The organism is Mucilaginibacter gracilis, assembly GCF_003633615.1.
GTDB classification, from domain to species: domain Bacteria; phylum Bacteroidota; class Bacteroidia; order Sphingobacteriales; family Sphingobacteriaceae; genus Mucilaginibacter; species Mucilaginibacter gracilis.
The window spans coordinates 1291052-1307017 of record NZ_RBKU01000001.1 but is presented as its reverse complement, the minus strand read 5'-3'; the positions used below and the strand labels follow the sequence as shown (position 1 = coordinate 1307017).

The 15966-nt window shown below is 45.2% G+C and carries 9 protein-coding genes and 1 pseudogene; 7 read left to right on the top strand and 3 right to left on the bottom strand.

Annotated features, from left to right (window positions below):
• The first annotated feature begins 45 nt into the window (after window positions 1-45).
• From pelA to BDD43_RS05555, 6 genes and pseudogenes are all read left to right on the top strand, one after another.
• Entirely contained in the window at window positions 46-1074 is a 1029-nt protein-coding gene (pelA, locus tag BDD43_RS05575) for a pectate lyase (RefSeq protein WP_040627566.1), read from the top strand.
• Window positions 1075-1107: 33 nt separating this feature from the next.
• Window positions 1108-3279: a glycoside hydrolase family 3 C-terminal domain-containing protein gene (locus BDD43_RS05570; RefSeq protein ID WP_008507884.1), complete on the top strand. Its 2172-nt coding sequence runs from the start codon at window positions 1108-1110 to the stop codon at window positions 3277-3279.
• A 1299-nt stretch (window positions 3280-4578) separates the two neighbouring features.
• A pseudogene (locus tag BDD43_RS05565) lies at window positions 4579-8264 on the top strand (CusA/CzcA family heavy metal efflux RND transporter); the annotation flags it as partial.
• A 102-nt stretch (window positions 8265-8366) separates the two neighbouring features.
• Entirely contained in the window at window positions 8367-8954 is a 588-nt protein-coding gene (locus BDD43_RS30960; protein ID WP_316928941.1) for a TolC family protein, read from the top strand.
• 3 nt (window positions 8955-8957) lie between these two features.
• The gene (locus tag BDD43_RS05560; RefSeq protein WP_121196773.1) at window positions 8958-10139 is read left to right on the top strand and encodes an efflux RND transporter periplasmic adaptor subunit; all 1182 of its coding nucleotides are present in this window, start codon (window positions 8958-8960) and stop codon (window positions 10137-10139) included.
• A gap of 11 nt (window positions 10140-10150) precedes the next feature.
• Complete coding sequence (locus tag BDD43_RS05555) at window positions 10151-12205, top strand: heavy metal translocating P-type ATPase (protein ID WP_008507881.1); 2055 nt, start codon at window positions 10151-10153, stop codon at window positions 12203-12205.
• Window positions 12206-12273: 68 nt separating this feature from the next.
• Here the strand turns inward: BDD43_RS05555 and BDD43_RS05550 are convergent, their stop codons facing one another.
• Complete coding sequence (locus BDD43_RS05550; RefSeq protein ID WP_121196772.1) at window positions 12274-13524, bottom strand: glycosyl hydrolase family 8; 1251 nt, start codon at window positions 13522-13524, stop codon at window positions 12274-12276.
• Between the two features lie 58 nt (window positions 13525-13582).
• Window positions 13583-14302 (bottom strand): DUF1349 domain-containing protein, encoded by a 720-nt coding sequence (locus BDD43_RS05545; RefSeq protein ID WP_008507879.1) that lies wholly within the window; start codon window positions 14300-14302, stop codon window positions 13583-13585.
• A gap of 148 nt (window positions 14303-14450) precedes the next feature.
• On the opposite strand from BDD43_RS05545, the gene BDD43_RS05540 reads away from it, so the two are divergent.
• Window positions 14451-15227, top strand: coding sequence for a response regulator transcription factor (locus tag BDD43_RS05540; RefSeq protein ID WP_008507877.1), 777 nt, complete (start codon window positions 14451-14453; stop codon window positions 15225-15227).
• Window positions 15228-15326: 99 nt separating this feature from the next.
• Here the strand turns inward: BDD43_RS05540 and BDD43_RS05535 are convergent, their stop codons facing one another.
• On the bottom strand, window positions 15327-15908 hold the full coding sequence (locus BDD43_RS05535; protein ID WP_121196771.1) for a sensor histidine kinase: 582 nt from the start codon (window positions 15906-15908) through the stop codon (window positions 15327-15329).
• Window positions 15909-15966 lie beyond the last annotated feature (58 nt).

The following is a 15966-nucleotide window of genomic DNA, read 5'->3' as shown; positions in this document are numbered from 1 at the left end:
ATGTTACCGGTCGTTTTAAGAAATAAACATGAAAAAATGTCTAACATGCAAACACGTTTTTTTAAAAGCCTGCTGAGTTTGGCCGCGATATTTTTTGTCGCCCGTCTCTGCGCGCAAGATCTTCGGGCAGACAATATGCTTCGTTTTCAAAGGCCCTCAGGCGGATGGTTTAAACAGTTTCGGGGAAAGGCTTTTAGCTACAACCAGGAGTTCTCAGCAACAGATAAAACGGATATAGCCTTTGAGGTTCTAGAAGGTGCGGCGACCATCGACAATAACGCCACAAACATGGAGATTAGGTATCTTGTAAAAATATACAAATCCATACCAAACCCCCTTTACCTTGCCTCTGCTGAAAGGGGCATACGTTATCTGTTAAAAGCCCAATACCCGAACGGGGGGTTTCCTCAGTATTATCCGGATCATGGCCTTTACCGTAACGAGATAACTTACAATGACAATGCGATGATCAACGCACTTAATCTTCTCATGGACGTCGCACTTGGCCGGAATGGCCTGGATGTGATCGACCGGAAATTAATAGATTCCTGCAGGAATGGTGTGGACAGAGGGATTAGATGCATCTTAAACACCCAGATCATTCAAAGCGGAAGATTAACGGGGTGGTGCCAGCAATATGACGAACGTACTTTGCAGCCAGCAAAAGCCCGTGCCTACGAACTGCCTTCGGTAAGCGGATCGGAAAGCGTTGGCATAATCCGATTTTTAATGGATCAACCTTATCCTACACAGGAAATGAAAGCCTCTGTTAAGGCAGCCGTCCAATGGTTGAACGATGTAAAAATCGTCGGCTATAAGGTGGTGAGTGTTCCGGCTCCCGGGACGGAGAAAGGAACAGATAAAAAAATGGCAGTTGATCCTACCTCGATTATGTGGGCAAGATATTATGAAATAGGAACGGACAGGCCTTTTTTTTGTAACCGGGATGGTATAAAAGTTTATACCTTACAGGAACTTTCTTACGAACGGCGCAACGGCTATGCCTGGTATGGGAATTGGCCTGAGCAATTGTTGGCAAAAGATTATCCCGATTGGCTCAGGAAATGGAATTGATTAGTATTAAATGCTATTAATGCACCTAGGAATATGAATAAACATAAAATCTTATTATTAACCTTACTATTGTCGGTTACATCTGTAAGAGCTCAAAACGCATATCTTGACCCCTTTAACCCCACAGACGTACGCGTTCGAGACCTGATTTCCAAACTTACACTTGAAGAGAAAGTTCACCAAATGATGGATGTAAGCCCATCGGTGCCACGCTTAAATTTGCCGAAATATAATTGGTGGAACGAGGCCCTACACGGTGTAGCACGCTCCGGTGTCGCTACAATTTTTCCTCAGGCTATCGCCCTTGGGGCAACTTTTGATCAGGATCTGGCGAAACGTGAATCGACGGCGATATCCGACGAAGCTCGTGCTATGTACAACGCAGCTATGGTTAACGGGTATAATGAGAAGTATGGAGGTTTAACTTTCTGGACACCCAATATAAACATTTTTCGTGATCCGCGTTGGGGACGTGGACAGGAAACTTACGGCGAAGATCCATTTTTAACTTCACAAATAGGTGTAGCCTTTATCCAGGGCTTACAAGGTGACGACCCGGAGCATTTAAAAGTAGCGGCCTGCGCCAAGCATTTTGCCGTACATAGTGGGCCGGAACGGTTACGCCACTCTTTCAATGCCATAGCATCACCAAAAGACTTACGAGAAACCTATCTACCGGCTTTTAAAGCATTAGTTAATGCCAGGGTTGAAGCAGTGATGTGCGCTTATAACCGTACCAATAGCGAGGTTTGCTGTGGCAGTAATTTATTGCTGGATCAGATTTTACGGGATGAATGGCATTTTACAGGGCATGTAGTATCGGATTGTGGTGCTATAGTGGATTTTTATATGGGGCATAAGGTGGTCCCTGGACAGCCGGAAGCTGTAGCGCTTGCTGTTAAACATGGTGTAGACCTCAACTGTGGCGATGAATACCCCGCATTGATTGAGGCCGTAAAACGCGGTTTGATTACTGAAAAGGAAATTGATAAGGCTTTGGCGACATTGCTTAAAACCCGCTTTAAATTAGGTCTATTTGACCCTAAACAAAACAGCCCTTACAACAATATCCCCGTAAGTGTGATCAATAGTACAGATCACCGTGCATTGGCGAAAGAAGTAGCTTTAAAATCTATTGTACTATTAAAAAACGAAAAGTGCCTGCCGTTGAAAAACAACTTATCTAAATACTACATTACCGGTCCGAATGCTGCTAGTGTAGATGCCTTAATGGGTAATTATTACGGTGTTAACCCACATATGAGTACTATTTTAGAAGGTATAGCAGGTGCTATTCAACCAGGTAGTCAGATGCAATACAAACCTGGCATTTTACTGGACAGAGATAATAATAATCCAATAGACTGGACTACCGGCGATGCTAAAGCATCCGATGTGACTTTTGTAGTGATGGGTATTACTGGTTTGCTGGAAGGCGAAGAAGGCGAAGCCATAGCATCGCCAAATTACGGAGACAGACTGGATTACAATTTGCCAAAAAACCAGATTGATTTTCTGCGTAAGATTAGAAAAGGGAACAAAAACAAAGTAGTAGCCATTATTACAGGCGGTAGTCCGATGAATCTCTCGGAAGTACACGAACTGGCTGACGCCGTTTTATTAGCCTGGTATCCAGGTGAAGAAGGAGGCAACGCTGTAGCGGATATCTTATTCGGTAAAGTATCCCCATCGGGCAGATTACCGGTAACTTTTCCAAAATCATTTGCGCAATTACCGCCTTACGAAGATTATTCGATGAAAGGGCGCACTTACCGTTACATGACAGCCGAACCGATGTACACCTTTGGTTATGGCTTAAGTTATTCAACTTATACTTATTCGTCGTTAACTTTATCTGAAAAACAGATTAAAAAGAATATGACAATTATCGCTGAAACCATGGTAACCAATACAGGAAAAATGGAAGGTGAAGAAGTTGTTCAGTTATACATCACGGTTCCCCAAACCGAGAAGAACCCTCAATACTCGTTAAAAGGTTTCAAAAGGGTTAATCTCAAAGCAGGCGAATCGAGAAAGGTACAATTTCAAATTACACCCGATTTAATGAAAAGCGTTGATGCTAACGGAAGTGAGGTATTGTTATCCGGCAGCTATGTGGTCAGAATAGGGGGGGCGTCGCCTTCAAAACGAAGTTTGTCTTTAGGTGCTGCAATCCCAACTCAAGGAAAGTTTATTGTCAGATAGATTCTTAATAAGAGATTATATTAGTCTTATATTTTGTACGGGGAATGATTTTAACACTTCAGACATTACTGTATACACCCCCACGCATAACGCTTAGCAGATGAATGAGCATTGAGGTAAACAGCTGTTAGCGTTATCCGTTTGGTTTTAACATAGTTCTGTGATGCTAAAAAATCTCACGCACATTAAGGCAAAGACTTTTGTGATACACTTATACGTAAAAACCTTATTTCAAAAGCGCCCTGACATAAATTTTATAATTATATTAGGTCTTTATTGCAACAGATTCGGTAAGGCTGTCAAAAGAACCGTCATGTAAATGGAAGAATTGGTCATGATATTATGATTATTACCATAGTAAGGCCGCGATACTACGAGCAGGAACAATCCGGAGATTGCATTATTAATTTATACCAAGGATAGTCTCCCGGTAATTTTCCTCAAAACAGAAAAAAAACCGGAATTTCATAATCTTTTTTGGAAAATTTCGGAGTCACTTACGAGTAAAAGCAAAATCCTTCGTAGCCTTCCTATAGTAGCATTAATAACGGTGCGATTTCAACGGTTTGATCTTTAATAAGACCCAACGGATACTTGAATTGAAAGTCATTTTTTGAACTGTGGTATTTTGCTTAAAAAGGCTTATATAAGTTCGGAGATGGCAACATCTGTCGTCTACCTGTATTGACTCACCATTGTCGGTTAGGTACGTATATCCTGCTGATTAAAGTCCTGATAACGTGATCAGTTATTAGTATAACATTAAAAAGTTAGCGGGCCAGGAGCCACAGATGAGTCTGAAAAAAACTTCTCTATCTGAAATAAATTTTAGCAACAGGGAAAGAAGGTACTTCAAGAAAAAAACTCAAGACTTCCGCACCAATATCAGCGGATTATAGCTAACTTCGTAAAGTGAAGTATTTTGTCCTCTTATTATGCGTCTATATGACCATCCTTGCTCTGATGCCTTGCCGGGACAAAGAGGACAAAGAACCCCATTCTTCCATTACAAACTTGACTAAAGCCAAAACCTGCGGTAGCCATGCCAACCAGGAGTCTTGCCCGCCTTTTTGCACATGCAATTGCTGTTCTAGTGCAAGGTATCTCCGTTCAAATCCTTTGATAGTAGTTTTCGCCGAAGTATCGATCACTGATTATCCTGATTATGTCATACCCGCCATTCAGAATCAGCCGATCAAGATCTGGCAGCCTCCGCAGATCAGTTAATACGACATTCTTAGTTTTCGCCTGCATTTTTACCTTGCATGGCTTTTCCGTATCGTATTAATTTTTACATTTATGTTTGATCAAATTATCGCGTTCTCGATCAGGAACAAGGTAACTATCGGGATCATGACACTGGTGTTAGTGCTGGTGGGCATTTATTCTGCGTATAACCTACCGGTTGACGCGCAGCCCGATATTACCAATAACCAGGTACAGATCATTACACAGGCACCAAGCCTTGGTGCACAGGAAGTAGAGCAGTTTATTACTGCACCTATAGAACTATCCATGGCCAATATCGCCGGGATCATTGAAAAACGTTCCATATCCCGTTCGGGTATCTCTGTTATTACCATTGTTTTTAAAGACAACGTGGATATTTACTGGGCCAGGCAACAGGTCAATGCCCAGATAAAAGAAGCTGAAAATAGTATTCCAAAAGGATTAGGTGAACCCTCCCTGGCACCTATCACCACCGGACTTGGTGAAATATACCAGTATGTGATTCACGCTAAAAAGGGGTACGAAAATAAATATTCGGCTACCGACCTTCGGACGATCCAGGACTGGATCGTCCGAACCCAATTATCGGGAACAGTCGGGTTAGCCGAAGTCAGTGGCTGGGGCGGCTATGTCAAACAGTACGAGGTCGCTTTAGACAACGATAAGTTGAATTCCTTAGGCATTACCATACCACAGGTCTATGAAGCCCTCCAAAAAAACAATGAGAACACCGGCGGATCCTACATTGAGCAGCAACGCAATGCTTACTTTATTCGTGGTTTGGGGCAGGTGAAAAATCTGGACGACATCCGCCGGATCGTGGTGGCTAACACCAAAGGTTCACACATACTTGTCCGGGATATCGCAACCGTACAATTTGGCAGCGCGACCCGCTACGGTGCGGTTACCCGTAATGGCGAAGGCGAAGTAGTTGCCGGTGTAGCCCTGATGCTGAAGGGTGAGAACTTTGGCGATGTCATAAAGAACGTTAAGGCGCGTATGGTGCAGGTGCAAAAGTCATTGCCGGAGGGTGTGGTGATCGAGCCATTTATTGACCGTACAGAGTTGGTTGGCCGAGCAATAGGTACGGTTAAGCGAAATCTATTAGAAGGTGCTTTAATTGTGATATTTGTTTTGGTATTGCTATTAGGGAATTTAAGGGCCGGATTAGTAGTGGCCTCGGTTATTCCGCTGGCGATGCTATTCGCATTTTCCATGATGAAATTGTTCGGCGTCTCAGGTAACCTGATGAGTTTAGGTGCCATTGATTTCGGACTGATCGTGGATGGTGCCGTGATCATTGTCGAAAGTGTGGTCCATCATATCACTACAGGCAGGTATCGGCAAAAAGGTGTAGAGAAACTGACCTCCGAACAAATGGATGTCGAAGTGCGGGATAGCGCCAGCAAACTGATGAAGTCTGCCGCATTCGGACAGATCATTATTCTGATCGTTTATTTGCCTTTATTATCCTTAGTTGGCATTGAAGGCAAAATGTTCAGGCCAATGGCCGAAACCGTTGCCTTTGCGATTTTAGGTGCATTTATTCTTTCGTTGACCTATGTTCCCATGGCAAGTGCCTTATTTCTAAGTAAGCAAACTTCCCATAAACGCAATATATCAGACCGCATTATTGAATTTCTACAAAGGATATATCAGCGCGCATTGATAGCCGTGTTAAAAGTAAAGATCATTACAGTAACCATTGTCTTTATAGTATTTGGCCTGGCCATATGGGCATTCGGCCGCATGGGCGGTGAGTTCATTCCAACTTTGGAGGAAGGCGATCTGACGGTGGAAATATCTATGATACAGGGAACATCGCTTAGTGAAGTGGTCAAAACTTTTGGCAAAGCAGAAAAATTACTGAAAGACAAATTTCCGGAGATTAAACAGGCCGTTACCCGCATCGGTAGTTCCGAGATCCCGACCGACCCCATGCCCATGGAAAAGGGAGATATGATGCTGGCGATGAAGCCAAAAGATGACTGGAGATCAGCTGAAACCAAAGAGGAAATGATTGAAAAGATGGAAGAAACGCTGTCAGTTATCCCGGGTATTAACGTCGAGATATCCCAGCCAATGCAAATGCGTTTCAATGAGCTTATGACCGGTATCCGGCAAGACGTAGCTATCAAGATCTACGGTGATGACCTGGATGCTTTAGCCATTCAGGCTGAAAAGCTGGCCAAACTGATCGCACCGGTTAAAGGGGTAAGCGAACCCTACATCGAAAAAGTAAGCGGATTGCCGCAGATACGGGTAGCCTATAACCGGGATAAGATGGCACAGTATGGCCTGACTGTAAGCGATGTGAATATGATCCTAAAAACCGCGTTTGCCGGGAGTGTGACCGGAGTAGTGTTCGAGGGCGAGAAACGTTTTGATATGGTTGTTCGCCTGAACCGTGATCTGCGGGAGAATATATCAGGCGTAGAAAACCTGCTGGTGCCATTGACATCGGGTAATAAAGTACCATTAAGCCAGGTAGCAGATATTTCTTTTCAGGACGCGCCCGCGCAGGTATCCCGTGAAGATGGAAAAAGACGCATTTATGTCGGCTTCAACGTGCAGGGCCGTGACGTAGAGACCACGGTAAAAGAGATCCAGGCTAAACTGGCTACCACTCTGAAATTGCCTGCAGGTTATTACCTGACCTACGGCGGGCAGTTTCAAAACCTGCAAGCAGCAAAGGCGAGGTTAATGATCGCTGTACCGGCAGCGCTATTATTTATCCTGGTGCTGCTTTATGTGACCTTCCGTTCGGTGAAAGAAAGCCTGCTGATATTCACAGCTGTACCGCTGGCTTCCATGGGCGGGGTTGCCGCCTTATTACTACGCAGCATGCCGTTCAGCATTTCCGCGGGCGTTGGCTTTATTGCCTTGTTTGGCGTGGCCGTTTTAAATGGGATTGTTTGATCGGCTATTTCAACCAGTTGAAAGAAGAAGGAATGACTAATATCTACGACCGCGTTTTGGAAGGCACCAAGACAAGGTTGAGACCTGTCTTAATGACTGCTTCGGTCGCTTCTTTAGGTTTTCTGCCAATGGCTTTATCAGCCAGTGCAGGGGCAGAAGTTCAAAGGCCTTTAGCCACAGTTGTAATAGGCGGATTAATTAGCGCCACTTTTTTAACCCTATTTGTTTTACCATGCCTTTACCTGCTGTTCAATCGTCAAGAAGCTAAAAAGATCAAGGTGCCCAAAGCATTGGTCGCCCTTTTGGTTATTGCAGGGCTTAACGTTTTTCAGCCAAATACCGCGCGAGCACAGAACAACGAGCCATTAACTTTAGACAGCGCCATTAGTAAGGCTATAACAAACAACCTGAATATCCGCTCTGCGGGTTTGTCTGTAGCGCAGGCAAGGGCCTTACAAAGGTCGGGTACGGATATTCCCAAGACTGAAATCATGGTTACCCAAGACCCTACCAGTGGGGGGAACATGGATAATGCCATAGGCATTACGCAAACTATCGCCTGGCCCGGCTTATACAAGAATCAGCGCCGGCTGCTTAACCAGCAAACCTTGTTAGCTGAACGCTCAGATCATTTGATCCGTGCAGAGATCACTAGGCAGGTAAGAAGCGCCTGGTACGCCTATTTGCTGAACAGGGAAATGCTGCATGTTCTGAATTACCAGGACAGTGTTTATAAGGGTTTTGTAAAAAAGGCGGAGATCAGGTTTAAGACAGGTGAAACATCTAACCTCGAACTAATCAGCGCGAGGAATAAATACCAGGAAACGATCAACCTGAAAATAGGTGTTCAGGCGGATCTGGCGAGTAATGAATTGAGTTTACAGCAATTGCTCAATACATCAGGGCCAATTGTGATCGCAGAAAATAAGTTATCACTGATGCTTACTATACAAACCGATAGCATCAACGTTGCCAATAATCCGCAGGTGAATGTTGACCTGCAAAATATCGAGGTAGCGAACGCACGGATCGCGGTAGAAAGATCGAAAGGTTTACCGGACCTGACTTTAGGCTATAACCAACAATTTGTGATCGCCGCCTTTGATCCGGCGAATATCAACCGCGGGTATAGCCCCGGAACGCGTATTGCCGGGATTCAGGTGGGTGTCGCCCTGCCATTGTTCAATGGCGCTAACCGTGCAAGGGTAAAGGCTGAACGCTTGTCAGCTCAGGTCGCTCAAACCAATTATCAGCTAACGCAATCACAGATACTTTTGCAATACCAGCAGGAATGGCAGCAATATCTCAAGTTTAAACAGTCGGCCGACTATTATTTAGCGGGCGGACTTAAACAGGCGGATGAGCAACTTCGCATTGCGCAGGTGTCATTTAACCTGGGTGAGATCGGCTATGTTGAATACATCCAGAATATGTCAGCCGCCGTACAGGTCAAGGTGGCCTATATCGAAGCGTTAAGCCGCTTGAACCAGTCAGCTATCCAATTACAATTTATCAAAGGAGAATAACAGATGAACCATCATAAATACATCGCAATCGCCCTTTTTATAGGGGTCGCTTTTGCCTCTTGCTCGGGGGATGCAGGTACCGAAGCAAGTTCAGATACGGCAAAAGCCAAAACGGAAAAACCGGATGGCCTGGAACTTACACCGGAGCAGATGCAAACTGTTGGCATCGTGGTCGGCCCGGTCACGCAAAAGAATCTGGACTCGGTGATCAAAGCCAACGGGCAATTAGCTGTTCCGCCACAGAATAAAGCAGACGTCAGTATTCTTTCAGGCGGGATCATTGATCACATCAGCGTAATTGAAGGGCAGCAGGTCAAACGCGGACAGTTGCTGGCCACCATCAAGAACCAGGACCTGATCAGGATCCAACAGGATTATTTAGCGGCCAAAAATAATTTCACTTACGTCCAGGCTGAATATAGCCGGCAAAAGCAATTGCAGGAAGCAGGTGCCGGAACAGGAAAATCCTTTCAGTTATCAGAAGCTACTTACAATGCGGAACACTCCCGTCTTACCGCTTACGAAAGCCAGTTGAGTCAATTGGGCATATCACCTGGTAAAATTGCCAGCGGTCGTATCGTTTCTCAATTTCCGGTGCTGTCACCCATTGGTGGAACAGTGGGACAGATCACGGCCAATACCGGCGCGTTCGTCCAGCCTGGGACTTCCATTATGGAAGTGGTAGATAATTCTAAAATTCACTGCGATCTCACCGTATTTGAAAAAGACCTGATGCATGTTAAAGTAGGCCAGAAAGTAAGTTTCCAGCTGACCAACCAGGAAAATGAGCTCATTACCGGGACGATCAATGGGGTAAATAAATCTTTTGAGAATGAAAGCAAGGGGGTTACAGTACATGCGGTGATCAATAATAAGCAACAAAAGAACCTGATTCCCGGTATGTATGTTACCGCGCTGATCAGTACCGGCAGCAGGCTTATGCCAGCAGTGCCGGTGGACGCGGTAGTCAGGTCGGAAGGCAAACAGTTCATTTTTGCGGTCGTGCCGTCAGATGAGAAAAGCGGTACCGTGAAATTCAAAAAAGCTGAAGTCGCAACGGGTGTAACGGAACTGGGATTTGTGCAGATCAAACCGCTTCAAGATTTGCCTGCATCGGTAAAAGTGGCATTAAAAGGCGCATTTTATTTACAGTCTAAAGCTGCCGGTGGCGCAGAGGACAAATAATCATAATCACTATGAAAAAACAAACACCGGCTAAAGCGGCTGATAAAAAACAACCACGGGTTGATATCTCAACCGCCAGAGATAAAGAGGAAAAACATGATCTTCATGAGAATGAACCAGGTCATGACCATGAACACGGTGACCTATTCGGTAAAAATACGGAATTGATATTTGCCATTCTATCGGGAGTCTTTTTGGCTCTAGGTTTTGGACTTTCTTTTATCCATTCCCTGCCACCGCTAACCAGCACGATAGTATTCGGGATCGGCTACTTCTTTGGTGGATTCTTTACCACGAAGGAAGCTTATGAAGCCGTCAGTAAAGGACAGTTCGAGATCGACTTCCTAATGCTGGTTGCTGCTGTTGGCGCTGCATTCCTTGGCGAATGGGCAGAAGGCACATTACTGCTGTTCCTGTTCAGTTTCGGTCATTCCCTGGAGCATTATGCGATGGGAAAAGCGACCAGGTCCATCGCTGCCTTAGCAGACTTCGCACCTAAAACAGCGATCGTTCGCCGTGACGGAAAAGAAACAGAAGTGCCAATCGAAGAACTGGTGATCGGCGATATCATCATTATCAAACCGAACAGCAAGATCTCTGCGGATGGCGCAATAATTAAAGGGGAAAGCAGTGTGAACCAGGCACCGATAACCGGGGAAAGCGTACCGGTTGATAAGTCACCGGTAGCGGATCCAGACAAAGAACACGATGACAAAACCCTCAAAGCAGAAAATAAGGTATTCGCCGGAACGATCAACGGCAGCCAGGTATTGGAAGTGAAAGTAACCAAACTGGCGGCTGATTCTACCCTGTCGAGATTGGTTAAGCTGGTCAACGATACCGAGGCACAGAAATCGCCTACCCAATTATTTACGGATAAGCTTCAAATGATATATGTGCCGGTTGTACTGATCTTAGTGGTGCTTCTGCTATTTGCGTACCTGGTCATTGATGAACCTTTCAGCAAAAGTTTTTACAGGGCGATGGCGGTATTGGTGGCGGCAAGTCCCTGTGCCCTGGCTATTTCTACGCCTAGTGCGGTACTCAGTGCCATTGCGCGCGCCGCAAGAGGCGGCGTACTGATCAAAGGCGGCGGACCTTTGGAAGAACTCGGCGGATTAACAGCGATTGCTTTTGATAAGACAGGGACGCTAACCGAGGGCAAACCAGCTTTAACCGGTGTAGTCGCTTTAGCCAAATTTTCGGAAGATGAGGTTTTAGAGATCGCAATCGCCGTTGAAAAATTAAGCGATCACCCTTTGGCTGCCGCGATAGTTAAAGGCGGCCTGGAACGGTTGAAACAAAAAGATATTCCATCAGCAAAAAACCTTCAAGCAGTTACCGGGCATGGCGTTAAAGCCACGGTAGGCAGCAAAAAGGTTGTTATCGGTAATCGCAGCCTGTTTGACAAACTTTCTGAAGATATACACGCCCGGGTTGAAAAACTGGAGAAGGGAGGAAATACTACTATGCTGGTAGAACAGGAAGGCGAAATGATTGGCCTGATCTCTCTGATGGATGTTCCCCGCAAGGAAGCCAAAAGAACATTAAAGGAATTGAAAGACCTGGGTATCAAGCGCATGATCATGCTTACGGGTGATAACCAGCAGGTAGCGGAAGCTGTAGCCAAACAGATCGGGATAACTGATGCCATGGGTGGCTTATTACCCGAGCACAAAGTAAAAGCTGTGCAGGACCTGATCAAAAAAGAAAAGAAAGTAGCGATGATCGGTGACGGTGTAAATGACGCCCCCGCAATGGCTAAAAGTACCGTAGGCATAGCCATGGGTGCGGCAGGATCTGATGTGGCCCTGGAAACCGCGGATATAGCCTTAATGGCCGACAGGCTTGATCACCTGCCGTTTGCCATCGGGCTAAGCCGCCAGTCCCGCCGGATCATCAGGCAAAATCTGGTGATCAGTTTAGGGATGGTCGCTGTTCTTATACCTTTGACCATTTTGGGTATTTCCGGCATCGGCCCGGCGGTTATCGGCCATGAGGGGTCAACCCTGGTGGTTGTTTTTAATGGGTTACGTTTATTGATTTACCAGAATAATCGAAAATAGACATGAATCATAGATACGCGGATGGAATGCAAACGTTTTTAAGCCTGTAAATTATAGTCAAAAAGCTATTATTTCACTACAGGCAAAAATAGCTGAAACTTGCCGCTGCAGTGCAAAAGGCTCATCAGGTAGAGTAACCCGCCATAATATCGATCACCGATATTATGCGGTACCGGTAAATCCCAAAGTGCTTCTACGAATTCTTTGGATTTAGGGTGTTCGGAAGCCAAACTGGCGACAGCGTTCGTAGAGACCAACCCTGCAGGATGGCCCGCTCTGATCAGTTCGCCTTCTTTGGTGTAGACGCTTCCATAAGTTTGGATGCCCTGCCGGTAGAAAAATGCTTGTATCCTGTAACTTAGTTCTTTTTCACGAACATCCTTGTGCCACCAGTTCCAGTCAACGCTCCAATTCATAACTGTTCGCCAGGCATCATAAGCAAAGTGATCAGCATCTGGGTTATAACTGGTGTGAACAGGTTTACCGTCGAAGTCAGCATAATCACTTGACAAGCCGGTTGAAGGATTTGTTGTTTTTTGAAAATAAGCCCGGCTGGTATCAGCAGCAGCGGCCCAAAAGCTACGATCCGCTTTTGGGCCGCAAAGCGCCCATAACTCGTAGAAGGCAGGTAAATGATAAGAAGGGTCCGAAAATGCAGCGTTTTTAGTTTGGGGTACAAACAGGATCATTTTCTTTTCCTCATTGATCATGGTGTGTATTGGATGGTGCCGCATTTGGTTAAGGATCTTGTCAGCCCAAGCTTGGTAGTTGTAGATTCCCGTACCATTGCCCCAGCGCCCGGCGGCCATATATAAGGCCGTGACAATATATTCCTCACCATCGGGTGCCGGCCCTTCAGCGTTGCGGACACCGTTTTGTTGTACAGACCAGGCAAAATATCCTTCAGCGGGATGTCCCGGCTTTTCGATGTACATATGGGTCATCGAAAAGTTCCAAAGCGCATCGAATTCAGCCTTTTTGTTGAGCTGTAGTGTGATCATCAACCCATAAGACATACCTTCGCTCCGGACATCCTGATGCAGGACATCCAGTACATAAGCTAAGTTTCCAAGATGATTAACACCTGCTTCAAAGTAGATAGCCTGGCTTGAACGATCTCCATAAAAGAGCTGGTCAAATGCCTTGTTTATCTTAAAGCTTATTTCCCTGCCGGTATGCCCGTTAATTTTAAATAAATTGGTATAAACACCTTTAACAAAAGCCCCATTTCTTTTCAGGGAATGGGGCTTTTGTTGCGCCGTGGCTTGGCTACCTAAGACGAACAGTAAGAAGATGAGGCAATAAGCTTTGTGCTTCATGAAGGAATTTTAGCGTTAAATTAATCAATCCCAGAACATCGAAATAAACTTAAGCAAATCAGTTACCTAAACGAAAGTCCTTAACGCTTTGCTGGTCCAGGCTGATGTCTTCGAAGTGGCTAACCGTGCCGTTATCGATTGGGCATTGTGCGCTGAAGCCTACCCATATTTTTGCCGGATAGTTATTTTTGTATAATCGCACCAGGTGCCAGGTTTTTTTGTCTGTTGAGTAATAGCTGGCTACGGTGCGGGTATCAGATGAGATCTTCATGTAAACGGAAAGATCGGTTACGACATCATGATTATTATCATCGGAGGTTCCGATCGTGCGGACAGAGACGATCCGGTGATTGCCTCGCTCATCCTGCTCAAAGCATAGTTTTTGCCAGAAATTGTCATGAACATAAATATATAGTACCCCCGCATTGTATAAGCCCTTCTCAGTAAATCCGGGAGCTACTTTGGAGATGAAAGTAAATGCCTTCGTATTGTCCACTTCCGATAGTAGTATTGGGGCGGTGTTGTTAGAAAGCTTATCGTCATTCGGGTCGCAGAAGTAATCTTTTTTTGCGCCGACGCTGAAAGTGACCTTGCCGTTCGCGTCAACTTTGGTCAGGCTGTCGGCATTATTGACCGATTTGGTAAAGTGTACCCCGGAAATTGTTTTGTCGCAGGGGGTGCCTTTGACTTGCGCTGAATCCTTTTTAGCACTGGTTTCCGCCGTCGCTGTTTCGGTAGACGGTGACTTTTTTTGTTCGCAGCTGGAAATCGTTATCATAAGGCTCATTAAAATAATGGATGGCAAAAGAGATTTCATACAATACGCTTTAAGTAATATCAAAGAATAGGTTAATTTTGACAAGCAAATGTAACGGCTTTTCAAGCTTTTGCAATGGTTATAATTAGCCATTTTTTTGAGGTCATCTATGAACAACCTATCCTCTTATGCCGAGCTCTGTTCCCAAATGCTGGATCAAACATTTGCGGCTCCCCCGCAAGAGGGGGCTTTACTGGCGCAATACCAGCAAATGGTCAAAGCTTATGTACATGTAGAGAATAGCGTAGCTGTTCTTTCTGACCTGAAAGCAGACTGCAGCTATATTTATGCCGGAAACTTCGGCTTGTTTTGGGGGTTGCCATCAAACGACTTTGTGATCGATTCCGCTTTTGAAGAGCTGATCTTTAATAAGATCCATCCGGATGACTTAATGGAGCGGCATGTTTTCGAACTGCGTTATTTTCAGTTTCAAAAAGAACTGCCGATCGATGAACGTGTAAAATACAGCACGATCAGCCGACTCAGGGCAAAAGACCCGCAGGGCAAATATGTTTTTATTACGCACCGGACCATTTATCAGAAGAGTTTTTCGGATGGCAGTATCTGGCTGGCTACCTGTATTTACTCACCATCGGCAGATCAGCAACCACATCCGGGTATAGCAGGGAAAATTATCAATAACGAAACCGGTGACATCGTTAGCAGCGATATCTACCGGGACTACGACAAAAGCCTGCTTAGCAGGCGGGAACTTGAACTGCTTACACTTGTTGCACGGGGCCTGATCAGTAAAACAATTGCAGACAATCTGCATATCTCAATAAATACGGTCCATCGCCACCGGCAAAACATCATCAGGAAAATGAAAGTGGTGAATATCACGGAAGCGGTAAAAACGGCTTTCCTGATGGGGATAATCAGCTAAGCGGAAGGCATCAGACCTTATAGGCATAACGGCACATCTTGATTAATTAGCCATAAAAACGCCTAATTGACATTCTGTTCATCCGAAGGCAAATAGAAACTACCGCGTGCCGCGGCCTAATTCACTTTCTAATTCGATCTTTCCGCCATTGGCTTCCGAGAATTCCTTGCATAACATCAGGCCAATGCTATTCCCCTTTTCTTGGGCAGTGCCTTCCTGGCTTTGATTATTCCTTTCAAAAATAAGCTGCTGTGCGCCCTTTGCAATGCCCACGCCATTATCTTGCACATGGATCGCATTAAATCCGGCTGGCTGGTTCAAGCTGGCCGAGAACCTGATTTCGCCACCACGTTGAGTGTATTTGATCGCATTAGCCAGTAAATTCCGGATAATAAAATCTACCTGCGTACTGTCCCCAAAGATGCTTATCTCATTAGGCGTTTCATCAGTTACCTTGATCATCTTCTGCAAGGCAGGGTTCTTGTAAAGTTCGACATTTTTCAAGATCATTTCTTTGGCATTAAAAACAGAACGGTTGTATTTGGTTCCTTTTAACTGTGATTTTCCCCAGATCAGGAGTTTATCCAGGATCTCTAGGGTAGCTTTACTCTGATCTTTTAACTGGGGTATCAAAGCGATAAAGTCTTCAGCGGATAAATCGTTTTCCTCCGCTGCTTCCATCAAATTCACGATGGTCGCGATAGGTGACCGGAGGTCGTGGCCGATAATAGAAAAAAGC

Excerpts from the sequence above, each read along its gene's own strand:
- pelA (WP_040627566.1), top strand. The coding sequence starts at position 46 with ATGCAAACACGTTTTTTTAAAAGCCTGCTGAGTTTGGCCGCGATATTT.
- BDD43_RS05570 (WP_008507884.1), top strand. The coding sequence starts at position 1,108 with ATGAATAAACATAAAATCTTATTATTAACCTTACTATTGTCGGTTACA.
- BDD43_RS30960 (WP_316928941.1), top strand. The coding sequence starts at position 8,367 with ATGCTTACTATACAAACCGATAGCATCAACGTTGCCAATAATCCGCAG.
- BDD43_RS05560 (WP_121196773.1), top strand. The coding sequence starts at position 8,958 with ATGAACCATCATAAATACATCGCAATCGCCCTTTTTATAGGGGTCGCT.
- BDD43_RS05555 (WP_008507881.1), top strand. The coding sequence starts at position 10,151 with ATGAAAAAACAAACACCGGCTAAAGCGGCTGATAAAAAACAACCACGG.
- BDD43_RS05550 (WP_121196772.1), bottom strand. The coding sequence starts at position 13,524 with ATGAAGCACAAAGCTTATTGCCTCATCTTCTTACTGTTCGTCTTAGGT.
- BDD43_RS05545 (WP_008507879.1), bottom strand. The coding sequence starts at position 14,302 with ATGATAACGATTTCCAGCTGCGAACAAAAAAAGTCACCGTCTACCGAA.
- BDD43_RS05540 (WP_008507877.1), top strand. The coding sequence starts at position 14,451 with ATGAACAACCTATCCTCTTATGCCGAGCTCTGTTCCCAAATGCTGGAT.
- BDD43_RS05535 (WP_121196771.1), bottom strand. The coding sequence starts at position 15,908 with ATGGAAGCAGCGGAGGAAAACGATTTATCCGCTGAAGACTTTATCGCT.